Here is a 23,945-nt window from a genome sequence, read left to right as displayed (position 1 = left end):
GCCGATGGTACTGCAGGGGGGACCCTGTGGGAGAGTAGGACACCGCCGAACAATCTTTAGCCTCAACCCCCGCACCATCGGTGCGGGGGTTGAGGCATTTCTGCGTTCAAGACATATTTCTGCGTTCAACACGTAGAGGCCCCCACTTTTTTCCTGCCTTGTATTCCATGGGGCCCGCCCGGTATTTCACGGGTAGCGGGTAGGGGAATCGTGCCCATGACCCAAGACGGCAGACGACACGACCTTTACCCGGACTCTGTGCTTGCTACTGGGGCAGGGGCTGCGACCAGCGGGCGCGGGCCTGCTCTGCCGAGCGAAGGAGGACCAGGGTCGGCATGCCCTGGTCCTGGCCGCTCGCCAGCAGCTCCGGAAGGCGCGGAAGGGGAGCTACGGCTGCCACATCATCGAGGACCAGCGTCATTGGTGGGTCGAGCCGGCCGGCGGATGACCGTGCGGCCATGCGGCGGCCGTGCTCGACCACGTCTGAGGCCAGTGCTGTCAGCAATGGCATCGCTCCAGGCTGGGAGCGGGGATCCTCGATGGGTTCCCCCACCAGATAGAGGGTTCCCCCTTCGTTTACGAATGATTCCAAGGCGAGGGCATCATTTCGATTCGGTGTGCAAGCCTCGCGGATATGTACCGCAGAGAGCGCCGAGAGAGCCCGAGCGGTCAACTGCTGGGCGATCTCCCGGCGTTCTGGATGCGCTGTGAGCGCTGACTCCAAGAGACCGGCCAGGCCCGCCGCGGCTTTGGGATGCGTACGGAGGATACGTACCGCCTCCTGGATACCGCCGCCCTGGGCCCAGCGATGGACCTGTTTGAACGGGCGGTTGTCCACGGCTGCCGCATGCAACCAGCAACGCAACAGGGTCTCGGCGGTGTCGGCCATCGCCGTGTCGATGATCGCGCGCGGCCGCACGGGCGCCAGTAGGGCCGTGGCCCTGTCGGCAGCGACAGCGGCGTCCTCACAGCGCGCGATCGGAGACCAGTGGAGGCGGGCCGGAGTGTCACAGAGGTGGCCCGGGTCATAGACATGGACCGGTCCGAGCTTGGACCGGGCGTCCTTGGTCTCGGCCCAGACGCCGGGCTCGGATGTGATCACGAGTGCGGGACCTGCCGCGTCCAGGATGCTCTGGACCGCGGTGGGACGCCGGGTGTCTGCATCGCCATAGATCAGACGCTGGGCACGCGGTGCGGGGACGACGATGGGTGCCATCAGCGAAGACGTCGGAAGTGAAGCCGCCGAAGGGGGAGGCACGAAGAGCGGAGGCACGGAAACGGAAGGCGAAACGGAAAGGGCAGGCGGGGGGCTGGTCGCCGGCGAAGCCATCGGAGTGACCTGCTGGCCGGCAGATCCCGGTGGAGTTCCCGGCTGAGGGTGCTGGGGTTCTGGAGGGGCGCTTGCCGTCGGTGTGGAGGGGCCGTAAGGGTCCCAGACACCATGGGTCGGGCCGGTGACGGCCTCCCGAGGGGAGCGCTCAACCCCCTGTCCCGGTACGGGCGGGTGCTGGTGCGTCGGATCTGCGGTCTGCTCCGCAAGAGGCCGCCCCGAGCGAGCTGCTGCCCGTACCGACTTCCACCGGGCCAAGGTGCCCACGGCGAAGATCGCCAGCACGGCCAGCACCATCAGCTCGCCGATCAGGATGCCCCAGAACATTCCGTACCCCGAGAGCTCGCCTTGAGGGGTCGCTGGCCAGGCCGCGGAGAGGTCTTGCGGGGCGGAGATCAGGGAGCGCAGGGCCCCCGGGGTGTTCTTGAAGGTCACCTGGGTGGGCCAGGACCCATGGGCGAAGAGGCCGGCCAGACCGGTGGCCGTCCAGGCCATCACCAGTGAACCGAAGAGAAGACCGATCAGGCCCACCAGGAGACCGTCAGGGACTCCACCGGTCCGTTCGCGGGGCTGTTGGTGTTCCCTCATCTCACTCCTTCACCTGCGGACCTCAGGCGACAGTTGACTCTGAGGACTCGGCCGACCCGTTGAAGCGCTGTTGGTCGATGAGGGCTGCTCGCTGTTCCGTCTCCCACTCCGCGGCTTGCAGATCCTCCGGAAGGATCGGGCCAGAGGACTCGGTCATGGCACGGTCGGTGAAGACCAGCGGACGTTCCGCCTCGGTGATCAGATGCTTGACCACCTGGACGTTCCCGTTGACGTCCCAGACCGCGATGCCGGGAGTGAGGGTCGGAATGATCTCCACTGCCCAGCGAGGTAGGCCGAGTACCTGGCCGGTCGCTCTGGCCTCATCGGCCTTCTGGGCGTAGATCGTGCGGGTGGAGGCCATCTTGAGGATGGCCGCCGCCTCCCGGGCCGCCGCGCCGTCGACGACATCGGAGAGATGGTGGACGACGGCGACGAAGGAGAGACCGAGCCGTCGACCGAACTTGAGGAGCCGCTGGAAGAGTTGCGCGACAAAGGGCGAATTGATGATGTGCCAGGCCTCTTCCACCAGGAAGATGCGTTTCTTCCGGTCTGGGCGAATCCAGGTGTGCTCCAGCCACACCCCCACGATCGCCATCAGGATGGGCATGGCGATGGAGTTGCGGTCGATGTGTGAGAGGTCGAAGACGATCAGCGGGGCGTCGAGGTCGATGCCGACGGTGGTCGGGCCGTCGAACATGCCCCTGAGGTCACCATCGACAAGGCGGTCCAGTACGAGGGCGACATCGAGTCCCCAGGCGCGTACATCGTCTATGTCGACATTCATCGCCTCTGCCGACTCCGCTTCGGGATGGCGTAGCTGTTCGACGATGTCGGTGAGGACCGGCTGGCGGGTGGTGATGGTCTCCCGGACATAGGCGTGGGCGACCTTCAGGGCGAAGCCGGAGCGTTCGTCCAGACCGTGGCCCATGGCGACCTCGATGATCGTGCGCAGCAGGGCGAGCTGACCGGTCGAGGTGATCGCGGGGTCGAGCGGGTTCAGCCGGATGCCGTCGTCCATGGCGGTCATCGGGTCGAGCCGGATAGGGGTTATTCCCAGCTCCTGGGCGATGAGGTTCCATTCGCCGACACCGTCCTCGCCCTGGGCGTCGAGCACCACGACCTGGCGGTCGCGGAAGCGGAGTTGGCGTAGGACGTAGGTCTTCTCCAGCGCTGACTTCCCATTGCCGGATTCGCCGAGTACGAGCCAGTGAGGGGCCGGGAGCTGTTGCCCGTACAGCTGGAACGGGTCGTAGATGTAGCCCTTCCCGCTGTAGACCTCACGGCCGATGATCACACCCGAGTCACCGAGGCCAGGGGCAGCGGTCGGCAGATAGACGGCCTGGGCCTGCCCGGTGGAGGTGCGTACGGGCATCCGCGTGGTCTCCACCTTCCCCAGGACGAAGGCGGTGAATGCCTCGGTGAGGACGGTCATCGGATCTCGCACAAGGGCCCCTAACGCCGAATGCCGGTCGCGAACGGCAAGGTGTTCACAAAGGCCCGGTGGTGCTCGCGGTCGCACCACTCCAGCTTGAGGTACGACTTACCGGCCGAGGCTCTGATCGTTCGCTTGTCCCTGGCCAGGGTCTCGGGCGAACGGGACGACACAGTGATGTACCCGACCAGGTTGACCCCCGCCGCACCGCTGGCGAGATCTTCACCCCGCTGGTCGAGTCGGCCGTGGGCGGCGATGTCCCGTGGGTCGACCGTGCGGTTCATCTTGGCCGCTCGGCTGGCGTCGGCCTCGTCGTTGGTCTTCTCGGTGAGCATGCGTTCGATGGCCACTTCGGTGGGTTCGAGGTCCATGGTGACGGCGACCGTACGAATCACATCGGGTGTGTGGACCAGGAGCGGCGCGAGGAAGTTCACGCCGACCGGGGTCATCGGCCACTCCTTCACCCAGGCGGTGGCGTGACACCACGGAGCGCGGGTGGAGGACTCGCGGGTCTTGGCCTGGAGGAAGGTGGGCTCCATGGCGTCGAGTTCGGCGGGCCAGGCATTGCGCTTGGACATGGCCTGGATGTGGTCGATGGGGTGGTCGGGGTCGTACATGGAGTGGACGAGGGAGGCGAGTCGGCTCTGGCCGAGCGGCTGGCGTACCCGGATGTCGGCTTCGGCGAGACGGGCGCAGATATCGGTGAGCTCACGGGCCATGACGACCGCGAGCCCGGCGTCCTTGTCCAACTTGCGGGACTTGGTGGCCGCGCGGGCGGCACGGGCCATCGCGTGCGCTTCGGCGGCGAGGTCGCGGGTGTAGTGCATACAGGCGACGAGGTACGCGCGGTGCTGCTCGCTGGAGGTGGAGACCATCGACTGGAGCTGGTCGTAGGAGTCGCGCAGCCAGACCGGGGAGTGGATGTCACCGCGCTGAGCGACGTCCTTGGCGTGGGCGTCGGGGTCGGCGGGGAGGGTGCGCGCGAGCATCTGGATACGGGTCACAAAGCCATCGCCGTTGGCGACGTGCTTCAGCAGGGTGCCGAAGCGGTCGACGAGTGCTTCCTGATCCTCACTGTCACGCAGTCCGACGCCCGGGCCCTCGATCTCGATGGCCGCGGTGACCGTACGGCGATCGGCGTGCAGGAGGACGGCGATCTCATCGGGGCCGAAGGGAGCGGCGAGCCAGTTGATCCGGCCGATGCCGGGCGGCGGCCCGATCTCGACCTCGCGGCCGTCCATCCGGGTGCCGGCCTCCGCGGCGGCGGAACGGTAGACGGTGTTGGCGCGGACGGTCCGCTTGAAGCTCCGGTTGATCTCGAACCACTTGTAGAAGGTCCGGTGCTTGTACGGGACGTACACCGCGGCCAGCGCGAGCAGTGGGAAGCCCATCAGCAGCACGATCCGCAGGGTGAGCATGGGGACCAGCAGCCCGCTCATCATGCCGAGGAACGCGCCGGCGATGATCAGTGCGATCTCGCCGGTCTCACGGTTCTTGCCGATGATCGCATTCGGCCGAGCTCGACCGATGAGATACGTACGGCGGGGCGTGATGGGGTGGGCCTGGGTGCTCAACGCCCTGCACCTCCTGTGCTCTTGCGGTTGCTGTGCGGGGTAGCGGTGCCGGGAGGCGCGCTACGCGGCGGCGGTGCGGCGCTGCCGGACCCTCCGCCGGAACGGTTGCCATGGGCGGCCATGCCACCGCCGACAGGGTTGGCGGGGCGGGCGGCGCTGCTGTTCTCGCCGCCGTTACCGCGGGCGCTATGGGTCTTGATGCCCTGGGAGACCAGGGCGGCGGGGGAGCTGATGACGGCGGCTGCGCGGTTCTCGACGCCGCCTTGGAGGCGGTTGTTGCGGGAGGCCGCGATCTCATCGCCGAAGCCGGGGACGAAGCGGTAGATCATCGCGGAGGCGACGATGGCCAGGATGATGATCGCGAGTCCGGAGACCACGGCGGAGAAGGAGTCCGGCCCGTCATCGGCTGAGAGCGCGCCCGCGAGGCCCAGGACGATCACAATGACTGGTTTGACCAGAATGATCGCGATCATGATGCCGACCCAGCGGCGGACATTGCCCCACATGTTCTTGTCCACGAGCCCCGAGTAGACGACGACGCCGAGCAGGGCGCCGACGTACAGCAGGATCGCGCGGATGAAGAGTTCCAGGTAGAGGACGCCGGCGGCCACGATCGTGACGAGGGAGACCACGATCAGCATGATCGGCCCGCCGCCGATGTCGGTGCCCTTCTTGAGGGCTTCCGAGAAGGTTCCGAAGAACACATCGGTGTCTCTGCTGGTGCCGCCCGCGATGACGTCGGTGATGCCGTCGGTGGCGGAGACCAAGGTGTAGAGGATCAGCGGGGTGAAGGCCGAGGCGAGGACCGTGAGCCAGAGGAAACCGATGGCTTCGGAGATGGCGGTCATCAGGGGGACGCCACGGATGGCGCGTTTGGCGACGGCGAGTAGCCAGAGGATCAGCGTGAGGATCGTGGCGGCGGCGAAGACGATGGCGTACTGGGAGAGGAACGTGGTGTTGGTGAAGTCGACGGTCGCGGTGGACTTCACGGCTTTGGAGAGGGTGTCGACGGTCCAGGCGGCGGCGTCGGCGCAGCCGCGGGCGAGGGCGGAGAGGGGGTCGGCGGCGTTGGCGGGGTCGTCGAGGGGACTACTTCGACGAGCGCCTCCTGATTCGCCGTTGTCGCAGAAGTCACGCGCGGGACCGCGTACCAACTCGCAGGACTCATTGCTCTTGCTGGGGCTCGGCGTAGGGCTGGGGGTCGGCGCTGCGACTGCTCGGGAGGCGAGGAGGACTGCCGCAGTCTGGGCACCAGCGAACGCGGCAGCGACGGAGACGATACGTCGGCGATTAGCGGGCATAGGTGAACCCTCCGAACTGTTCGACGGCATCGGCCATCTCCTTGGCGCCGGAAGCGGTCTGATCGCGGCCTACCGGTACGGGGCCGTCCTTCTGCGTGAAGTTGGTGACCTTCCAGTCACCGTTGATCCACTTCAGGTCGAACGTGTTCGTGTACCAGCTCTGGGTCACCGGGGTCTTGGAGGATTCGCCGGCAAGTCCGAAAAGTTCGGAGTACCAGACTGAGACCCGGGCCGCGCTGTCGCTGAAGCTGTCCACCTTCGCGCCCATGGGGTTGGTTCGCGTCACGAAGGTCATTCCATCGGGCGGTGTGCCGTCCGCCTTCAACCCGATGCCGCTGAGGAACTTTTCGTCGGAGTACACCTTGTCCAGGTCGTCTCTGCGCGCCTTTGCCACTTCAGGGGCGTACACCGTGTCCACGATGCCGTTGCGGGCCAGTTGGTTGTACATCCCGTCAGAACCCAGTGCCACGGCGTAGTTCGCCGCCGCGCTCTGGGCGCCCTGTTCATCGCGGGAGTGGCCGGTGGGGATGCCCATCGACTTGCCTTTTACGGGGGTCACGCCCGTCGCCGATGTCGGCTGGGAGCCGGTGCCCTTGGAGGAGGCGCCCGGTTCGTCGTCGTCTCCGCCGCCTTGGTTGGCGAAGGCGATGGCCGCGATCAGCAGGACCACGACCCCGACCACCATGATCAGCGAGCGGGAGCTGCGGGCAGGACGGCGGGCCGCGCCGTACTCGTCGGCGTCCGTGCCCGGTAGCCGGGTGCGGGTCTGGCCCATGCCGCCGAAATCGTCGTCGGTATGGCTGCCGGGGTCGCCGCGGTAGCCGTGTTCGTCCCCGTGGCTCATCTTGTGCCCGTCCCCTCGCTCCGCTGGGGGAGACGCCCTCCCTCAACCGTGTGCAGATCCGCGGAGGCCGACTCCGTGCCGCACTGCCTGTCGTCATCCGAGTCGTGCTCCGTGTCGTACGACGACGGTAGTCGCGCTGGGTTCCGCGTGGGCGCGGTGTGGTGACTCGACATCAGGGAGACGCAACCTCTGCGGAGAGGGAAGGAATGGGGTGCGATGAGGTGGGGTCGGGTGTGGTGGGAACGGGAGTGGAACGGGTCAGACGGCCATCCCGTACACGATGGTGAAGACGGTCCCCAGGGACCCGATGATGAAGACGCCGGTCAGGCCGGCGACAATCAGCCCCTTCCCTTGCTCCGCGCTGAAGGTGTCGCGTAGTGCGGTCGCGCCGATGCGCTGTTTGGCCGCACCCCAGATCGCGATGCCCAGGCAGAGCAAGATGGCCACGGCCATCACTACCTCGATCATCACCCGGGCCTCATTGCCCAGGCCCCCGAAGGGTCCCCAATCTGGAGCGATTCCGCCGATGATGGTGTTGATGTCGCCCTTTTCGGCTGCCAGGATCATGTGTAAGTCACCGCCCCTGTCGGGTTGTTCGCCGCCCGTGCCCGTCGGCATGGGTCATCGCTCTATCTTCGCTGATGAAACCGCCCTCGTATGCCGACTTGGGGGGTCTCTTTACCCGATCTCCGCACGTATGACCGATCCAACCCGCCCTGACCTGCGGTGAAGGGGACCAGTTCACTGCGAGGAGCCCGTACCGTCACTCTGTGTATCACGGAGCGTGACTCCGGGCAATGACTGTCGTTGTTCCACCTTTGGGGTGCTCCTCACGTTTCGGACGCGCACTGTCCACTTTGGTGCTACCTGCGCCCCGTCTGTCCCGATGGTGCGCGAGGCCGGTGGTGGCCGCTCCGAAACCTCCCTACGGCGACGAGGCTGCCGCCGCTGCGGACAAGCTGTTGCTCATGGTGGCAAGTTGCAAGGAGTGGTCGCTGTGACGGCATATCAGGATGAGCTCCCCTGCCGTCATCGGGACGTGGATGCCGTCGAGGGCGGGTGACGATCCTTCCCCCGCCGCGTAGCCAGGAGCTGTCGGCCCGGCGGAGTGGCGGCGTCCAGATCGCCAGCCGAAGGAGATGCGGAGGCTCCGACGTGGGTGGGCGAGGGGCGTGGGCGGAAGGAGGGGATGGCGCGGTGGTGGTGCCTGGCGTCCCCGGAGTCGTGGTGACGGTCCGTCATCGCGACGGATGTTTCCGGTGGGCCAACACCCCGTGTACCACCCCCCTAGACCATCTCCTGAAACGCCGCGTCGCCGCCTACACTGGCGCAGGGTGTACTCCCATGGGGTGAAGGGTGGTTGACGGTGCGTAAGGCCTGGCTGGTCGCGGGGGCGTCCATGGGAGCCTGCCTTGCGTTTGTCGCGCTGCTGTTCGTGGGGACCTACTCGGCCTCCTCCGGCCTCTTCGGCGGTGGCGCCAACGGGAAGTCCGGCGCCGTGGGGCTGGCCAAGGGCGCTGTGCCCGCGCGGTACCAGGCGCTGGTGCAGACCTGGGGCAATCTCTGCCCCGCGATCAACCCCGCCCTGCTCGCGGCCCAGCTCTACCAGGAGAGTGGTTGGAACCCCCGGGCGCAGAGCCCCGCAGCCGCGCAGGGCATCGCGCAGTTCATTCCCGGCACCTGGGCTACGCACGGCGTCGACGGGGACAAGGACGGGGACAGGGACGTCTGGGACCCGGCCGACGCGATTCCGTCCGCCGCGAGCTATGACTGCGCGCTGGCCGGATACGTGAAGAAGGCCGGCGGTGACTCCACCAACAACATGCTCGCCGCGTACAACGCCGGGCCCTATGCCGTCATCAAGTACCGGGGGGTACCCCCGTACAAGGAGACGCAGAACTATGTGAAGGTCATCCGCACCCTGGAGAAGAGTTTCGCCCGGCCTGTCGGGCGGGTTGATCCCTCGCGTCAAGCCGCGGGGGCCATTGAGTTCTCGCAGCAGCAACTCGGTAAGAAGTACCTGTGGGGCGGCAACGGCACCCCCGAGCAGGATGGGCGCTTCGACTGCTCCGGTCTTACCCAGGCCGCTTATCGTACGGTCAACATTGAATTGCCTCGGGTGGCCAACGACCAGTACAACGCCGGACCCCACCCATCACGCGATGAACTGCTCCCCGGTGACCTGGTCTTCTTCTCCGATGACTTGACCAATTCGCGGGCCATCCGCCATGTCGGGATCTATGTGGGTGGCGGATACATGATCAATGCGCCACGTCCTGGTGCCGTGATTCGTTTCGACAAAATCGACACCCCGGACTACTTTGGCGCGACCCGGGTCACCGAGGACGGCGCGAAATCGCTTCCAACACACCCCCCGACGGCCTGACGCGGGCTTCTGCATGGCCGGAACCCTCCACTAAGCCAAGGCCCTGAGCTGCGGCTATGTGTCTCTCTTCGGTAACGTCATGGTGATCTTTCGGTGGAGTATGGAACGTCCATGAGCAATAGGTCGTTCCCTGGACTGAGCAACCGCGCTGACCATGCAGCAGTCACATGACACTGATCACGGGGGTGGCAGAAGCGGTGCACCTCGGTGTGCGCCGCGGTGGACAGGGCACTACAGGGCAACAGAAGGCAGGGGCCGCAGCAGATGTCTGGACTCGCATCGGGGATTCCCCTCGCGGAGCCAAGGACGGGACTCCCCAGCGCGGACACGAGGTTCTCCCTCGCGGAAGCGGGAAATGGGACGGGTCCCGATGTCAGCCTCCTCTATGACATCAACAACCTCTCCAAAGCCGCCCCGCCCTGGTTCGACCGCATCATGGGATTCGTCGGCGAGTACGGGATCATGTTCGGTCTGGTCGCCGTCGGGCTCTGGAGTTGGTGGAGCGTTCGCCGCCGCGGAAGCGCCGAGGATTCCGTCACGGCTGTCGCCGCTCTGGCCTGGGCACCCCTGGCCGCGGCGGTTGCGATCGTCATCAACATTCCCATCCGCGGTTTTGTCGAGCGGCCGAGACCCTTTGTCGACCACAAGGGCCTGGAAGTCCTCGTCCTCGGTAAGACCGACTACTCGTTCGTCAGCGATCACTCCACGATGGCCATGGCGATCGCCGTCGGGATCTTCCTCGCCCATCGCGCACTCGGGTACGCCGCGCTCGGTCTCGCTCTCACCGAGGGTTTCCTCCGCGTCTACATGGGTGTCCACTACCCCTCGGATGTGATCGGCGGATTCGCCCTCGGCACGGCCGCCACCCTGCTGCTCGCTCCGCTCGCGATGGCCCTGCTGACCCCGCTGGTCGCGGCGATCGCCGGATCGCGTGCCGGATGGCTCGTCCGTTCCCAGGTCCTCGACCGGGACGGCGGACGGGCGACGCCGCTCGGCATCCCCGAGCCCCGGGCCGAGGGGACCGGCGAGAAGGACCTCGCGGCCTAAGGGCCGCCCCGATATCCGGCGGGCGCATGGGCCCGGTCGGAAACGGTCATCGCGATATGCCCGATCGCCCGGCTGAGCGGTGGCCGTTGCTCGTTTCTGCGGCTGGTCCGCCGGCGAATCGCATCCGGCCAGGACGGGGCGGGCGGGTCGTCGCGGGGCCGGGGGTCAGCGCCGACTGTTGCGGCTGCGGCGTTGATGGCGGCGCACGATCATCACGGTCGCCGCCCCGGCTATCGCTCCCGTGGCGGCGACGGAGAGTGAGCTTTCGATGGGCCCGTCCGGCTTGGAGGCGCTGGGCAGCGCTACCCCGGTGGTGGGCGGCTGTGCGGATACGAGGGGGCCGGAGGCCCCGGTGATCGAAACCGGTTCAGTGGTGACCGGTCCGCTGGAGGCCAGATCGGTCTGGCCGTTGGAGGCTGGCCCCCGGGTCGATGGGGCGGCGGCGGAGCCGCAGAGGGGGAGGGCGACGGTGAGTGCCGTGGTCGCGGTGAAGGCGGCTATTCGGCCGAAGCGGCTGGGGGAACGGTTCATTGCTGGCGTCCTCGCTGGATGGGATACCGGAGCCCGGGATGGTGGCTGGCGGAACTGGGCGAACTGAAGGAGTGCCGGAACGGCGGACCAACGGACTTCAGCGGGTCGCTTGGGGGCTCGAAAACCTGGCGACCCCCAGCAAGTCCGGTGCGAGCGGGCCGCCTGGGGCACGAGCGGCCGTCCAAGCGCGAGCAGGTACCGAGCACATCCGCGCAGCGCAGGCACAGAGCTGGCGCGGTTGCCTTGTCTGCCCGAACCGCCGGGATCTGCCTGCACCACCGGGACCTGCTTGAACCACTGAGATCCGTCAGAACCACCGGGACCTGCTTGAGCCACTGAGATCCGTCAGAACCGCCGGGATCTACCCGAACCACCGGGTCGGGAAGACCCCGTAGGACCAGGGCACCGCCCCGAGGCCATCGCGGCCATCCGGATGCCGCCGTCCGGGGGATGTTGCACCCGTTCGCCCGTACGCCGGACTACAGCGCCTGTGGGAAGTCGAAGAGGCGGTCGGGGTCATACCGCCGCTTCAGCGTCGTGAGGCGCTCCGCCGCAGCCCCGTAGTACGCCCGCCGCCAGTTCGCGAGCGTGGGGTCCGCGTAGTTCTGATACGCCTCCCCGGACGCGTAGCGTCGCATCACCCCATGCGTCTGCTGCAACCAGGACCGTTCGGCCCGGCCCGGGGTGCCGGCCCGCCAGGCGGCGTTGTACTGGGCCAGCACGCGGGAGCGGCGATGGACGAACGCGGTCGCCAGCGGCTGGACCCGGTTGATCGCGCCGCCGAGCGCGGTCAGGGCGATGGAGCCCTCGCCCTGACCGGCTGGAAGCCGGGTGAACCGCTCGACCGCGATGAGTAGCGTGCGGATACCCCCCGAGGGCATCTCCCGGTGGAAGAAGTCGGAGGCGGCCGTGTACGTGGCGCGTCGGAGCGCGCCCTGTGCCGTGCGCCCTGGAAGGGTGCCCGGGAGGTGGCACTGCCGGGTACTGAACGTCGAGCAGCCCGCGTACCCGAGCATCGCGTCGTGATAGGTGCGCCGGCGCAGGGAGACCGAGGTGGCCGGGGAACCCACGTCATCCATGAGCCGGTCGACGGCGTTCTGGGTCTCGCCCTCGGTCGCGAACGAGAGCAGCGACACCGAACAGGTGGGCCTGCCGCCGCCGGGTCCCGCCGTCAGCCGCATCGACGACCAGATCGCGTCCGGTTGGTCGGGGCCCCAGCGCTGCCAGGTCGCCAACACCGCGGCGGCCTTTGACCAGGGCCAGTTGAGATAGCCCAGTACGACGGGTGGGGCCGGGCGGGTGCGGAAGCGGAAGGCCGTCACCACACCGAAATTGCCGTTGCCCGCGCCGCGTAGCGCCCAGAAAAGCTCCTTCTCCTGCTGGGCGGACGCGGTCAGCACCCTTCCGTCGGCGGTCACGATGGTGGCGGCCGTGAGGCTGTCGCAGGTCAGTCCGTAGGCCCGCGATGCGACACCGTGTCCGCCGCCGAGGGCGAGGCCGGAGATGCCGACGGAGGGGCAGGACCCGGCGGGGATGGTGCGGCCGGTTCTGCCAAGCGCGTCATACACCTCGATGAGCTTCGCGCCAGCGCCCAGGGCACCGTCTGACGAGACGCGGTTCAGGGCGGATACGTCGATCACGAGGCGGCCGTTGCCCGAGGAGGTGCCCGCGTAGGAATGGCCGCCGTTGCGGATCGATACGGGGGTGCGGTGGGCCCTGGCGTAGGCCAGGCACTCCTGGACGTCCGCCTCACCGGTGACATAGGCGACGGCGGCGGGCCGCTGGTCGTCGAACCGGGTGTTGAAGAGTTGGCGTGCGGTCGGGTAGTCGGCGTCCTTGGGGCCTATCAGACGCCCGTCGAGGCCGGTCGCCAGTGCCTTCCAGTCGTGGGCCGCGCGGGAGGGGGGCGGTGTCCTGGCCGGTGGGGGACTCGGGGGTGCGGCGGTGCCGGGCGATGTGCTCCGGGGCGAGGTCCCATCGCCGCCGGGCGTGGCCGTGGGTTTGGAGCAGGCCGCGGTAGCGGTGAGGGCGGCGGTTGATGTGAGCAACGCACGCCGGTCCATCTGGCCTCCCCCGGGGCAGGACTGTGTTGGGGGCTGAGTGTTCCGGTCGTCGGGCGATATGTCACCAGGCCTTGGGCTGCTGACTTCTCCGATGTCACCAGATCTCCCGGGATGTCCCGGATGCGGAGGCGCTTCGTCGTCGAACCGGTGGGGCGTCGTCTGTGGTCGTACGGGTCCGGGCCCGGGTGGCCAGCGCCGGCCGGCCCGCTCTCGGCTCTCTGCTAGCCGGTCGTCGTGGCGGAGGGTGAGGTATGCGAGCTGGCGTCCGTACGAGCGCGCTCGCGTGAGCGTCGGGCCGGTCCACTCCAGCCGCATGGGCAGTGGGCCAGCGTGAAGGAGCCGCGTTCGGTGGTGGTCGGCCGATGGGGCGCCGACTCGTTGTCCGGGAGGTCTTGCGGAATCACCTGACCACGGTACTGGGGGCGTAGGGCGCGGTGTCGGGGGCGTCTAGGCCGTCCGCTTCGCGTGACGGCGGGCCCTGGCACTCGTTAGGCGAGACGGGCGGAGGCCTCTCGTGAACGCTCTCCAGCGTTCTCCAGAAGCAGAAGCGGTAGTTCCGGTTGTTGGGGGTTAGCAGCGATGGTGGTGCGACAGCACGGGCATAGGGGCGGGCTGGTCGCGGCCGTCGTGGTGCTGGGGGTGGTGACCGCCTCCGGTGGTTGCTCAGTAGGCGAGAACACCGGGGCGGTGGGTGGCGTGGCCGCAGATCAACGTCCGGGGTTCGAGAGCGCTCAGGGGCAGCTCGGCGGGGGTCAGACAGCGCCGAACGGGTCCCGGGCGGACGCGGAGGTCGATGATCCCGCCGACCAGGCGAGGGACGGCAAGGCGCCGGCCGATGCGATGCGGCAGGGTGTGGCGCCCGGGGAGAAGGCGCCCTCTGGTCGCTCGGCGGCTGATGTCGTGCGGTCCGCTGCTGATGTACTGCTGGCGGCGCGTAGTGCTTGGGCGCGCACCTCCATGGAGACCGTCACCGGGGGTACCCGGGTGACCCTCAGGGGGGAGGGCGGCTATGACTTCGCCCGGGGGATGGGGCGGCTCACGGTCACCCTTCCCGAGGACCTCGCGGGTGCGGAGGAAAACCGTCCGGTGATTGAGCTGATGGCTCCGGGGGCGCTGTACATGAAGAACCGTGGTGCCGGAGTGCCTGCCGACAAGTGGGTGCGCATCGACACGGCCGCCCTGGGCGATGGGAATCTGGTCACGGGCGGGGCGACCGATCCGTTGGCTGCGGCCGAGCTGCTGCGGGGGGCGCGGGATGTGACGTATGTGGGTGAGCGGACCATGGACGGCGGGAGCGTGCGTCACTATCGGGGAATCGCCGACATCGAGCGGGCGGCGCGTGTCGCTCGGCCCCCCGCGCGGGCGTCACTGGCGGCGGCGGCGAATGGGTTTGCCAGGGATCTGGTGGCTTTCGACGTCTTCGTCGATGACGAGGGACGGATGCGGAAGGTGCGTCACCGCTTCGCCTTCGCCAATGGGAGCGGAACGGTCATGGTCACCTCGACGACCATGCTGCATGGGTTCGGGGCGCGGGTGGCCGTGCGGCTGCCGGCCGAACGCGACATTTATGCCGGGAGGATCAGGGGCTAAATGGTCCGGACGTGCCATGCGCAGTGTGTGCATCACTCCCTACGCTAGGAAGCCGGTACCGGCAGGAAGAGGTGAATGCACGTGGCTCCGCCCAGTACGACATTGGTCCAGGACCACGTGGCCCTCGCCGAGATCGAGCTGTGCGGCGAGTTGATCATCGCGGCTTCGGCCGCCGATGGGGAGCGGCTCAGTTCGGACCGTATCGACGAGGTGCTGAAGGTGGCGGTCGAGCGGTCCTCCCACCAGGGGTGATCGCTCGCGGGTCGGGGTGACGGTGCGCCCCGACCTGCACACCGTCCGCCGTCACTGCATGCCGTCCACCGTCTGTGTGTGCTCATCGACCCTGTGCACGCATCGATGTGGAAGCGTCTTGGATGAGACGGCTGCCACGGAGGCCGATGCGGTCGAAGCGGCTGAGAGGCTGTTCGACCGGGACTGTTCAACCGGGACTGTTCAACTGGGACTGTTCAAGCGGGACTGGCCGACCGGGACCGGCCGGCCTCGATTCAGGTGGGCCATGGACCGCGCCGGCTCCCTACCGGATCGACCGCATGAAGCGAGACGCTCCGTGTCGCGAGCCCGTTGAGGCTGGCTGAGTGCTGGCCAGGCTCTTGGTGAATCAGCTGCGGAGCAGGCGGGCGATCGCCTTGGTGGCCTCTTCGACCTTGGCGTCCACCTCGCTGCCACCCTTGACCGCCGCATCGGCGACGCAGTGCCGCAGATGCTCTTCGAGCAGTTGGAGCGCGAAGGACTGGAGCGCCTTGGTCGAGGCGGAGACCTGAGTGAGTATGTCGATGCAGTAGACATCCTCATCGACCATCCGCTGAAGGCCGCGAACCTGGCCCTCGATCCGGCGCAGTCGCTTGAGGTGCTCGTCCTTCTGCTTGTGGTAGCCGTGCACGCCCCGATCGTGATCTGTGACGGGGATGGTGTCGGTGGCCGGGGGGCCTGCCGCCTCGGTGGTCGTCATCGGGTCCTCCCGTAGTCCTGCCGTACTTATCCGGAAACTGCTGTGTTGAGCGGGGCCGTATACCCCTCGTGGGTATATGGTACCTAATCTCTGGGGGTGCGGCCGGGGCCCCATGCTGATCACTGTGCCCGATGGGCGACACTGAGGAACGATGGTTGGCCGTGGCCGGAAGAATGCGCCTAGCATCAGCCTGTCCGAATCCAAAGCACCCTGAGGACCCCACGTGCGCTTTCGTCTGACCCCCAGGGAGACGAGCTTCTACGAGATGTTCGCGGCGTCCGCGGACAACATCGTCACGGGCTCCAAGCTCCTGATGGAACTGCTCGGGGCCGATGCATCTTCCCGGGCCGAGATCGCGGAACGCATGCGGGCGGCGGAGCACGCGGGCGATGACGCCACCCATGCCATCTTCCACCAATTGAACTCCTCGTTCATCACGCCGTTCGACCGTGAGGACATCTACAAGCTCGCGTCCTCCCTCGACGACATCATGGACTTCATGGAGGAGGCCGTCGACCTCGTCGTGCTGTACCAGGTACAGGAGCTGCCCAAGGGGGTTGAGCAGCAAATTGAGGTCCTGGCGCGGGCGGCGGAACTGACAGCCGAGGCGATGCCGCATCTGCGGACCATGGACAACCTCACCGAATACTGGATCGAGGTCAACCGGCTGGAGAACCAGGCCGACCAGATCCACCGCAAGCTCCTCGCCCAGCTCTTCAACGGCAAGTACGACGCGATGGAAGTACTCAAGCTCAAGCAGATCGTGGATGTGCTGGAGGAGGCGGCCGACGCCTTCGAGCACGTCGCGAACACCGTGGAGACCATTGCGGTCAAGGAGTCCTGAACCCCGTGGACACCTTTGCTCTGATCGTGACCATTGGTGTCGCGCTCGGATTCACCTACACCAACGGCTTCCACGACTCCGCGAACGCGATCGCGACCTCGGTCTCCACCCGCGCGCTGACACCCCGCGCCGCGCTGGCCATGGCGGCCGTGATGAACCTGGCCGGAGCGTTCCTCGGGCAGGGCGTGGCCAAGACGGTCAGTGAGGGCTTGATCGCCACACCGCAGGGCAGCAAGGGAATGGGCATCCTCTTCGCCGCGTTGCTCGGCGCGATCGTCTGGAACCTGGTCACCTGGTACTTCGGCCTGCCGTCCTCCTCCTCGCACGCCCTCTTCGGCGGCATGGTGGGAGCGGCACTCGCCGGCGGTACGGAGGTGATCTGGTCGGGCGTCCTGGAGAAGGTCGTCATCCCGATGTTCATCTCGCCGATCGTCGGGCTGGTCGCCGGCTATCTGGTGATGGTCGCCATCATGTGGATCTTCCGTAAGTCCAACCCCTCCAAGGCGAAGCGCGGTTTCCGTATCGCGCAGACCGTATCGGCGGCCGCGATGGCGCTGGGCCACGGCCTCCAGGACGCCCAGAAGACGATGGGCATCGTGGTGATGGCGCTGGTCATCGCCGATGTGGAGAACCAGGGCGACGCGATCCCGGCATGGGTGAAGGTCGCCTGTGCGGTGATGCTCTCGCTGGGTACCTACGCGGGCGGCTGGCGGATCATGCGAACCCTGGGTCGCAAGATCATCGAGCTTGACCCGCCACAGGGATTCGCCGCGGAGACCACGGGAGCGTCGATCATGTTCGGCTCCGCGTTCCTGTTCCACGCCCCGATCTCGACGACCCATGTGATCACTTCGGCGATCATGGGCGTGGGGGCGACAAAGCGGGTGAACGCGGTTCGCTGGGGAGTCGCGAAGAACATCGTCCTGGGGTGGTTCATCACCATGCCGGCGGCTGGTGCGGTGGCCGCGTTGAGTTACGGGGTTGTGTATCTGGTGTTTGGCTGAGGATTCTGAGGATCGGCGACCAGGTGGGTGGGGGAGTTCGGTACCTGAGCCTTGAGGGCTGAGGTACCGGGCCGTACTCCTGACTTGGCTCTTCTGGTCCGGCTGCTGCTATTGATCATGTCTTACCCAATCCTCTTGCTCTGTGTGCCGCAGTAAAGGGGCATCGGGCCGGGCGGCCGGCTGCGATTGGTGGACGGCCCGTCAGCCACCTTTTCTCGTGTCTCCCACTGGACAGCAACGCCTCCAGAGACCCCTCACCCATCAAACAGGCTGGCGCCGGGAAAACAGGTGGGCCCGCCCCCTGAGGAGAGGGCGGGCCCGGTGTCTTGCGGTGGCACCGCCAGGCAGCACCGCGAGACGAACTGGTGGAGCGGTGGTCAGCCGAAGCGGCCCGAGATGTAGTCCTCCGTGGCCTGGACCGACGGGTTGGCGAAGATGCGCTCGGTTTCGTCTATTTCGATGAGCCTCCCCGGCTGGCCCACCGCGGAGAGATTGAAGAATGCCGTCCGGTCCGAGACCCGGGCCGCCTGCTGCATGTTGTGCGTCACGATGACGATCGTGAAGCGCTCCTTCAGCTGTCCGATCAGGTCTTCGATCGCGAGGGTGGAGATGGGGTCCAGGGCCGAGCAGGGTTCGTCCATCAGGAGTACCTGGGGCTCGACCGCGATCGCTCGGGCGATGCACAGGCGCTGCTGCTGGCCGCCGGAGAGGCCCGAGCCCGGCTTGTGGAGGCGGTCCTTGACCTCGTTCCAGAGGTTGGCGCCCCGTAGGGACTTCTCGACGATGTCCGGCAGCTGGCTCTTCTTGAACGAGCCGTTCAGCCGGAGGCCGGCCGCCACATTGTCGAAGATCGACATGGTGGGGAAGGGGTTGGGGCGTTGGAAGACCATGCCGACCGTGCGGCGGACCGCGACCGGGTCGACCTGTGCCCCGTACAGATTCTCGTCGTCGAGGAGCACCTTGCCCTCGACCCGGCCGCCGGGGGTGACCTCGTGCATCCGGTTCAGGGTGCGCAGGAAGGTGGACTTGCCGCAGCCGGACGGGCCGATGAATGCCGTCACCGAGCGGGGCTCCACGGTCATCGAGATGTCCTCGATGGCTTTGTGGGAGCCGTAGTAGGCGGTCAGTCCGCTGATGTCGATGCGCTTGGCCATCTTTGTGATCACTTCCAGTGGGCCGCTCAGCGGCCGGTCTTCGGTGCCTTCCAGCGGGCGATGCCGCGGGCCACCAGGTTGAGGAGCATGACGAAGGCGATCAGGACCAGGGCGGCGGCCCAGGCGCGGTCGTAGGACGCCTCACTGCCGACTCGGTACTGCTCCCAGATGTAGAACGGGAGCGAGGACTGCGCACCTTCGAAGGGATTGGCGTTGATCAGCTGACTACCGAAGACCAGCAGCATGATCGGGGCGGTCTCGCCCGCGATCCGCGCGATGGCGAGCATCACACCGGTGGTGATACCGCCGAGCGCGGTCGGGATGACGACCTTCACGATCGTTCGCCACTTCGGCACGCCCAGTGCGAGTGATGCCTCGCGCAGCTCGTTCGGGACGAGCTTGAGCATCTCCTCGGTGGAGCGGACCACGACCGGCAGCATCAGGATCGCCAGTGCCAGTGCGCCCATCAGCCCGGACGGGCTGAGTTCGAACAGCAGCATGATCGACAGGATGAAGAGTCCCGCGACGATCGAGGGGATGCCGGTCATCACATCGACGAAGAAGGTGACGGCCTTGGCCAGCGCCCCACCCCCGTACTCGACGAGGTAGACCGCCGTCAGCAGTCCGATCGGTACGGACACCAGCGTGGCCAGTCCGACCTGCTCCAGGGTGCCGATGATGGCGTGGTAGACACCACCGCCCGCCTCGAAGCCGGGGACTCCGGCCATCGAGTGGGTGAGGAAGTAGCCGTCGAAGACCTTGATACCGCGGCTGACGGTCACCCAGATCAGCGAGAACAGGGGTACGACGGCCAGGATGAAGCAGACCCAGACCACGCTGGTGGCCAGCCGGTCCTTGGCCTGTCGCCGGTTCTCCACCAGGGAGGTCGTCACATAGGAGAGGACGACGAAGAAGATCGCGGAGACCAGGCCCCACTGGATCTCGCTCTGCCAGCCGGCTGCCGCCCCCAGTCCACAGCCCAGCGCGATCGCTCCCGCCGCGAAGCCCAGGGGGGCCCAGCGCGGCAGTGTCCGTCCGCTCAGGCTGTCCGTTGGGGGAGGCGTCGGGTCGGTGGGCTTGTTCTGCTGGTGCTGCACCGCTGTCCGGCTCATGCGTTGGCCCCCGAATACTCCTTGCGGCGGGCGATGATCAGCCGTGCCGCGCCGTTGACCAGCAGGGTCAGGATGAAGAGCACCAGACCGGAGGCGATCAGAGCGTCTCGTCCCAGCTCATTGGCCTCGTCGAACTTGGCCGCGATGTTCTGGGCGAAGGTGCCTCCGCCCGGGTTGAGCAGATGCAGGGAGATCACAAAACTCGGGGAGAGGACGGTGGCCACGGCCATCGTCTCGCCGAGCGCCCTGCCGAGTCCCAGCATCGAGGCGGAGATGACTCCCGAACGACCGAAGGGCAGTACGGCCATTCGGATGACCTCCCAGCGGGTCGCGCCGAGTGCCAGTGCCGCCTCTTCGTTGATCTTCGGGACCTGGAGGAAGACCTCCCGGCTGACGCTGGTCACAATCGGCAGGATCATGATCGCGAGCAGGATGCCCACGGTGAACAGCGAGCGGGCGACCCCGATCTCGGTCTTCTCGAAGAGGTACGTCCAGCCGAAGAACTCGTCCAGCCAGAGGTTGAGGCCTTCGAGGTACGGGACGAGGAAGAGCGCGCCCCAGATGCCGTAGATGATCGACGGTACGGCGGCCAGGAGATCGACCACATAGGCGATCGGTGCGGCGAGTCGGCGCGGCGCGTAGTGCGAGATGAACAGGGCGATGCCCACCGCGACCGGTACCGCGATCACCATGGCGATCAGCGAGCTGACGATGGTGCCGAAGAGCAGGACCGCGATGCCGAAGACGGGCGGGTTACCGGCCGGGTTCCAGTCGAAGGTGGTGAGGAAGTTGCCCTCGTCCTGGGAGATGGCGACGCTGGCGCGGTACGCGAGGAACGCGGCGATCGACGCCATGATCACCAGCAGCAGGATGCCCGAGCCTCGGGAGAGGCCCAGGAAGATCTTGTCGCCCGCACGTCCGGTGGAGCCGCTCTTCGCGTCGAGCGGCTGGGTCGGGGGCGAGGGGGGTGGAGGTGCGTCTACGGGTGTGGTTGATGCCATGGTCTTTCCGGTCTGTGTGGGGGAGTCCCCGGGTGGGGCCTCCCCTGGCGGCGGTGCACCGGATGGGGTGGGTGAAGTCGGTGGAGTCCAGGGGCTGGGCCGCGCTCCGGGGCGGGGCGACGGCCGATCACGCTTGGTTGAGGTCGGGGCCGAGCCGGGTGTCGTCTCGAAGACCGACAGCGACTCGATCGCCTGGCGCCTGGGGCGCCCCAACCCGGGGGTCCGATCCTTTCGGGGCGCCTTCGGCCGCTGGAACCAAGGCCTGAGCCGAGGCCGGTAGCCAAGGCCGGAACCAGGAGCTTTGGCCGCCCGGTCCGTCGGCCCCGGGCCGGGGCCGGGCCGAGTCGCCCGGAGAGGGATGCCGCCGCGTTCTGGCCTGGGCGCATCCGACCCGGAGCTCCCTCCGGTGCGCCCATGGTCGACGCACCGGCCGGTCGATCCCGGTTCGGCGACCCGTGCTACTTCAGACCTGCCACGGTCTCCCGCACCTTGGCGTTGATCTCCGTGGGAATCGGGGCGTAGCCGGCGGTCGAGAGGACCTTCTGACCCTCGTCGCTCGCCGTGTACGTCAGGAAGGACTTGACCGTGTCCAGGGTCTCCGGCTTGTTGCCGGTGTCGCAGACGACCTCATAGGTCACCAGCACGATCGGATACGCGCCGTCCGCCTTGGTGGCGTAGTCGAGTTCCAGGGCGAGGTCCTTGCCCGTGCCCTTGACCTTGGCGGCGGCGATCGCCTTGGACGCGTTCTCGGAGGTGGCCTCCACCGGTGCCGTCGCACCGGTGTCGATCTTCACGGCCGGGATGGACTGCGAGGTGGCGTAGGACAGCTCGAAGTAGCCGATCGCGCCGTCCACCTGCTTGACCTGGGCGGCGACACCGGAGGAGCCGGAGGCCGCCTGGCCGCCGGGTGCCGGCCACTTCTTCTCGGCCTCATAGGGCCATTCGCTCTTGGCCGCCGCTCCCAGGTACTTGCCCAGGTTCTGCGTGGTGCCGGAGTCCTCCGAGCGGTGGAACGCCTGGATCGCCTTGTCCGGGAGCGAGGTGCCCTCGTTCTGCTTGACGATCGCCGGGTCGTTCCACTTCTTGATCTTGCCGTTGAAGATGTTGGCGATGGTGGGGGCGTCCAGGCTCAGCTCGTCCACGCCGGCGAGGTTGTAGCCGATCGCGATCGGGCCGCCGACCATCGGCAGATTGATGCCCTGGCCGCTCTTGCAGATCTTCTTGGACTCGTCGACCTCTTCGGGCTTGAGCGCCGAGTCGGAGCCGGCGAAGCCCACCGTGCCCTGGTTGAAGGCGACGATGCCCTCACCGGACGACGAGGACTTGTAGTTGATCTCCACGCCCGAGCAGGCCGCCATGTAGTTTTTGACCCAGAGGTCCATGGCGTTCTTCTGCGCACTGGAACCGGAGGCGAGGAGCTTGCCCTGGGCGCCGTCGCACTTGATGTTCGACGCGGCGCTGGTCTTGGCGCCGCTACCGCCCGTGCTGTCGGAGTTGTCGTCCGAACCACACGCGGTGAGAACCAGGGCGCCGGACACGGCGAGGGCACCGAGCGCCGAGGCGCGAAGCCCGTTCTTGCGCTGAAGCTTCACTTTCGGGTGTTCCTTCCAGAGACCGCCGGGACGCCGACCGTTGTCGGGTGCTCGCCTGGCGGCAGATGTCGGGGGTGGTGGGGAGCCGGCTGAGTGCCGGATACCGCGTAAGTCCGAAATTAGGCAGATCAGGTGAAGCTGCTCATGGGGGTGAGTGAACAGGAGGTGAACCGTGTCGGGCGGCTCGGTGCCCGGGCTCCCGGGGGCGGGTCAGCAGCGTTACGAGGGGGCCGGGCGCTTGGGTATCACCGCGGTGACCAGGCGCGTTGGGGCGGAGGGTGACGGGGCGCCGCTGGGCGGCTGGTGGCTGGGCAGTCCGCCCGAACGGGCGGTGTCGCTGGGCGGTGCTGTCACCGGAGGGTGGTCGGTGTCCTGCCGCGGGCGATGACCGATGTCCGCTGCTGGCGGGGTGATCCACATCTGCCGGATGGTCGCTGCCCAGGAGCGGATCGCGATCACCGCCGCTCCCGACGGCTCCCGTTCCCGGCCGCGAATCCGTTTTCGTGGTGGGGGAGGACCTGCATCTGACCTCCGGCCGAGTGCTTCCCGACCCGCCGCCCGACCCGCCGCCCGATCTGGCGTCTGGTCCGCGTTCTGGCCTGAGGCCGTGTTCACCGGCGCTGTGACCGCCGGGCCGTTCTCGGCGGGGGGTCCGTTGTCGCTCGCGTGTTGGCGCACCGCTCGCTGGCGGGCCCGCTCGTATGCCCGATGCCCCGTCGATGTCGATGTCGATGTCGATGTAGATCCCGTACGCCGGTGCCGTACATGGGTGCCGTACGGAGGGTGCCGCACCCGCCCCTTGCCCAACCCGTGTCACCTTCCCCTGGTGCTCTTCCCCCGGCCGAAGGGCGCTGTCGGCGCCCCGTGGTCGTCATCTCGGACCGCCCTCGGCCCAGGGCGCGAGCAGCGTCCTGGGCCGGGTGATCGAGTCCCTTGCGCAAAGTAGCGCGAGCCCGGCGGTGAATCGCCGGTAATACCCACCCGGGTGATCACTCCAACAGCGCTAAACCACTGGGGTGTACTGGTAGTACGCTCTTTCTGTGCGTACTATCATTCTGAAGGTCATCGGAACACTTCTCGTCCTGGTCCCGCTGATGTATCCGCTCTGGGCGCCCGAGTGGGGGCGCGGCATCCTCGGCGAGGTGGAGAGTCAGGGGATGCCCGGCGCGCTGATCGCCGTCGCCATCTTCTTCGGGCTCGTCGCGCTCTACTGCCGGGCCCTCCAACGGACCCTGACCCTGCTGCCGTCCACGGCCAGAACCGCGGCTCCCGCCTCGGTGTGGTGGATGTTCGCGATCCCCTACAACTTCACCGAGGACTTCTTCATCGTCCGCAGCATCGCGGCCTCGCTCACCGCCGACCCCGTCATCCCCACCCCGGTCGTCCGGCGCTGGGCGACCGTCGGATACGGCTGGTGCGCCGCGCAGATCCTCTCCCTCTTCCCGGGAGCAGCCGGCTATCTGGGGGGTGCGGTCGCCCTGGTGTTGTGGGCGGCACACTGGATCATGACGGTCCGGTTCAATCGACGGCTCGCCGATCGGCGGCCGGCCGCCCCGCTCGCCGCCCACCACCCCTAGGGAAC

General features: G+C 67.4%; 20 protein-coding genes. 7 read left to right on the top strand and 13 right to left on the bottom strand.

Features of this window, described 5'->3' with window-relative positions; genetic code table 11:
- Positions 1-265: 265 nt before the first annotated feature.
- The 6 genes from NBG84_RS39600 to NBG84_RS39575 all read right to left on the bottom strand — a co-directional run bounded on the left by NBG84_RS39600 (position 266) and on the right by NBG84_RS39575 (position 7,636).
- Positions 266-1,918 (bottom strand): P-loop NTPase family protein, encoded by a 1,653-nt coding sequence (locus NBG84_RS39600; RefSeq protein WP_250924580.1) that lies wholly within the window; start codon positions 1,916-1,918, stop codon positions 266-268.
- Between the two features lie 22 nt (positions 1,919-1,940).
- Positions 1,941-3,350, bottom strand: coding sequence for an ATP-binding protein (locus NBG84_RS39595; protein ID WP_285368995.1), 1,410 nt, complete (start codon positions 3,348-3,350; stop codon positions 1,941-1,943).
- Between the two features lie 20 nt (positions 3,351-3,370).
- On the bottom strand, positions 3,371-4,924 hold the full coding sequence (locus NBG84_RS39590) for an SCO6880 family protein (protein WP_250924578.1): 1,554 nt from the start codon (positions 4,922-4,924) through the stop codon (positions 3,371-3,373).
- Positions 4,921-6,225 (bottom strand): hypothetical protein, encoded by a 1,305-nt coding sequence (locus NBG84_RS39585; RefSeq protein ID WP_250924577.1) that lies wholly within the window; start codon positions 6,223-6,225, stop codon positions 4,921-4,923. The genes NBG84_RS39590 and NBG84_RS39585 overlap by 4 nt, the downstream gene beginning before the upstream one ends.
- Positions 6,215-7,069, bottom strand: a complete 855-nt coding sequence (locus NBG84_RS39580; RefSeq protein ID WP_250924576.1) for a hypothetical protein — start codon at positions 7,067-7,069, stop codon at positions 6,215-6,217. Before NBG84_RS39580 ends, NBG84_RS39585 begins: the two co-directional genes overlap by 11 nt.
- Positions 7,070-7,327: 258 nt before the next feature.
- Entirely contained in the window at positions 7,328-7,636 is a 309-nt protein-coding gene (locus NBG84_RS39575; protein ID WP_250924575.1) for a hypothetical protein, read from the bottom strand.
- A 799-nt stretch (positions 7,637-8,435) separates the two neighbouring features.
- On the opposite strand from NBG84_RS39575, the gene NBG84_RS39570 reads away from it, so the two are divergent.
- Complete coding sequence (locus tag NBG84_RS39570; protein WP_308312164.1) at positions 8,436-9,455, top strand: C40 family peptidase; 1,020 nt, start codon at positions 8,436-8,438, stop codon at positions 9,453-9,455.
- 264 nt (positions 9,456-9,719) lie between these two features.
- Positions 9,720-10,502 (top strand): phosphatase PAP2 family protein, encoded by a 783-nt coding sequence (locus tag NBG84_RS39565; protein ID WP_250924574.1) that lies wholly within the window; start codon positions 9,720-9,722, stop codon positions 10,500-10,502.
- Between the two features lie 165 nt (positions 10,503-10,667).
- Here NBG84_RS39565 and NBG84_RS39560 read toward each other — a convergent pair whose 3' ends face one another.
- Positions 10,668-11,033 carry a hypothetical protein gene (locus NBG84_RS39560; RefSeq protein WP_250924573.1) on the bottom strand — a complete coding sequence of 122 codons (366 nt, stop codon included), beginning with the start codon at positions 11,031-11,033 and terminating at the stop codon, positions 10,668-10,670.
- 479 nt (positions 11,034-11,512) lie between these two features.
- Entirely contained in the window at positions 11,513-13,096 is a 1,584-nt protein-coding gene (locus NBG84_RS39555; RefSeq protein WP_250924572.1) for an FAD-binding oxidoreductase, read from the bottom strand.
- Between the two features lie 579 nt (positions 13,097-13,675).
- Between NBG84_RS39555 and NBG84_RS39545 the strand changes: the two genes are divergently transcribed.
- Both NBG84_RS39545 and NBG84_RS39540 read left to right on the top strand, forming a co-directional pair.
- The gene (locus NBG84_RS39545; protein WP_285368979.1) at positions 13,676-14,686 is read left to right on the top strand and encodes an SCO4651 family lipoprotein; all 1,011 of its coding nucleotides are present in this window, start codon (positions 13,676-13,678) and stop codon (positions 14,684-14,686) included.
- Between the two features lie 81 nt (positions 14,687-14,767).
- Complete coding sequence (locus NBG84_RS39540) at positions 14,768-14,938, top strand: hypothetical protein (protein ID WP_250924590.1); 171 nt, start codon at positions 14,768-14,770, stop codon at positions 14,936-14,938.
- Between the two features lie 367 nt (positions 14,939-15,305).
- Here NBG84_RS39540 and NBG84_RS39535 read toward each other — a convergent pair whose 3' ends face one another.
- On the bottom strand, positions 15,306-15,656 hold the full coding sequence (locus tag NBG84_RS39535) for a metal-sensitive transcriptional regulator (RefSeq protein WP_250924569.1): 351 nt from the start codon (positions 15,654-15,656) through the stop codon (positions 15,306-15,308).
- A gap of 223 nt (positions 15,657-15,879) precedes the next feature.
- On the opposite strand from NBG84_RS39535, the gene NBG84_RS39530 reads away from it, so the two are divergent.
- Together NBG84_RS39530 and NBG84_RS39525 are read left to right on the top strand one after the other, a co-directional pair.
- A complete protein-coding gene (locus NBG84_RS39530; RefSeq protein WP_250924568.1) occupies positions 15,880-16,500 on the top strand; it encodes a DUF47 domain-containing protein in 621 nt (206 codons plus the stop codon).
- Positions 16,501-16,505: 5 nt separating this feature from the next.
- Complete coding sequence (locus tag NBG84_RS39525; protein WP_250924567.1) at positions 16,506-17,504, top strand: inorganic phosphate transporter; 999 nt, start codon at positions 16,506-16,508, stop codon at positions 17,502-17,504.
- A gap of 377 nt (positions 17,505-17,881) precedes the next feature.
- On the opposite strand, the gene pstB is transcribed toward NBG84_RS39525, so the two are convergent.
- The 4 genes from pstB to pstS all read right to left on the bottom strand — a co-directional run bounded on the left by pstB (position 17,882) and on the right by pstS (position 22,363).
- Positions 17,882-18,658 (bottom strand): phosphate ABC transporter ATP-binding protein PstB, encoded by a 777-nt coding sequence (pstB, locus tag NBG84_RS39520; protein ID WP_250924566.1) that lies wholly within the window; start codon positions 18,656-18,658, stop codon positions 17,882-17,884.
- A 26-nt stretch (positions 18,659-18,684) separates the two neighbouring features.
- Positions 18,685-19,770, bottom strand: coding sequence for a phosphate ABC transporter permease PstA (gene pstA, locus NBG84_RS39515; RefSeq protein WP_250924565.1), 1,086 nt, complete (start codon positions 19,768-19,770; stop codon positions 18,685-18,687).
- Entirely contained in the window at positions 19,767-20,771 is a 1,005-nt protein-coding gene (pstC, locus tag NBG84_RS39510; RefSeq protein ID WP_250924564.1) for a phosphate ABC transporter permease subunit PstC, read from the bottom strand. Before pstC ends, pstA begins: the two co-directional genes overlap by 4 nt.
- Positions 20,772-21,229: 458 nt before the next feature.
- Positions 21,230-22,363, bottom strand: a complete 1,134-nt coding sequence (pstS, locus tag NBG84_RS39505) for a phosphate ABC transporter substrate-binding protein PstS (protein ID WP_250924563.1) — start codon at positions 22,361-22,363, stop codon at positions 21,230-21,232.
- Positions 22,364-23,403: 1,040 nt separating this feature from the next.
- Here pstS and NBG84_RS39500 point away from each other — a divergent pair.
- On the top strand, positions 23,404-23,940 hold the full coding sequence (locus NBG84_RS39500) for a hypothetical protein (RefSeq protein WP_250924562.1): 537 nt from the start codon (positions 23,404-23,406) through the stop codon (positions 23,938-23,940).
- The last annotated feature ends 5 nt before the right edge of the window (positions 23,941-23,945 follow it).

It is taken from the genome of Streptomyces albipurpureus, from assembly GCF_023701525.1.
In the GTDB taxonomy this organism is placed as follows: Bacteria; Actinomycetota; Actinomycetes; order Streptomycetales; family Streptomycetaceae; genus Streptomyces; species Streptomyces albipurpureus.
This window is presented reverse-complemented; position numbering and strand designations above follow the sequence as displayed.

Excerpts from the sequence above, each read along its gene's own strand:
- pstB (WP_250924566.1), bottom strand. The coding sequence starts at position 18,658 with ATGGCCAAGCGCATCGACATCAGCGGACTGACCGCCTACTACGGCTCC.
- NBG84_RS39560 (WP_250924573.1), bottom strand. The coding sequence starts at position 11,033 with ATGAACCGTTCCCCCAGCCGCTTCGGCCGAATAGCCGCCTTCACCGCG.
- NBG84_RS39565 (WP_250924574.1), top strand. The coding sequence starts at position 9,720 with ATGTCTGGACTCGCATCGGGGATTCCCCTCGCGGAGCCAAGGACGGGA.
- NBG84_RS39575 (WP_250924575.1), bottom strand. The coding sequence starts at position 7,636 with ATGATCCTGGCAGCCGAAAAGGGCGACATCAACACCATCATCGGCGGA.
- NBG84_RS39595 (WP_285368995.1), bottom strand. The coding sequence starts at position 3,350 with ATGACCGTCCTCACCGAGGCATTCACCGCCTTCGTCCTGGGGAAGGTG.
- NBG84_RS39545 (WP_285368979.1), top strand. The coding sequence starts at position 13,676 with ATGGTGGTGCGACAGCACGGGCATAGGGGCGGGCTGGTCGCGGCCGTC.
- NBG84_RS39600 (WP_250924580.1), bottom strand. The coding sequence starts at position 1,918 with ATGAGGGAACACCAACAGCCCCGCGAACGGACCGGTGGAGTCCCTGAC.
- pstA (WP_250924565.1), bottom strand. The coding sequence starts at position 19,770 with ATGAGCCGGACAGCGGTGCAGCACCAGCAGAACAAGCCCACCGACCCG.
- NBG84_RS39585 (WP_250924577.1), bottom strand. The coding sequence starts at position 6,225 with ATGCCCGCTAATCGCCGACGTATCGTCTCCGTCGCTGCCGCGTTCGCT.
- pstC (WP_250924564.1), bottom strand. The coding sequence starts at position 20,771 with ATGGCATCAACCACACCCGTAGACGCACCTCCACCCCCCTCGCCCCCG.
- NBG84_RS39580 (WP_250924576.1), bottom strand. The coding sequence starts at position 7,069 with ATGAGCCACGGGGACGAACACGGCTACCGCGGCGACCCCGGCAGCCAT.
- NBG84_RS39555 (WP_250924572.1), bottom strand. The coding sequence starts at position 13,096 with ATGGACCGGCGTGCGTTGCTCACATCAACCGCCGCCCTCACCGCTACC.
- NBG84_RS39535 (WP_250924569.1), bottom strand. The coding sequence starts at position 15,656 with ATGACGACCACCGAGGCGGCAGGCCCCCCGGCCACCGACACCATCCCC.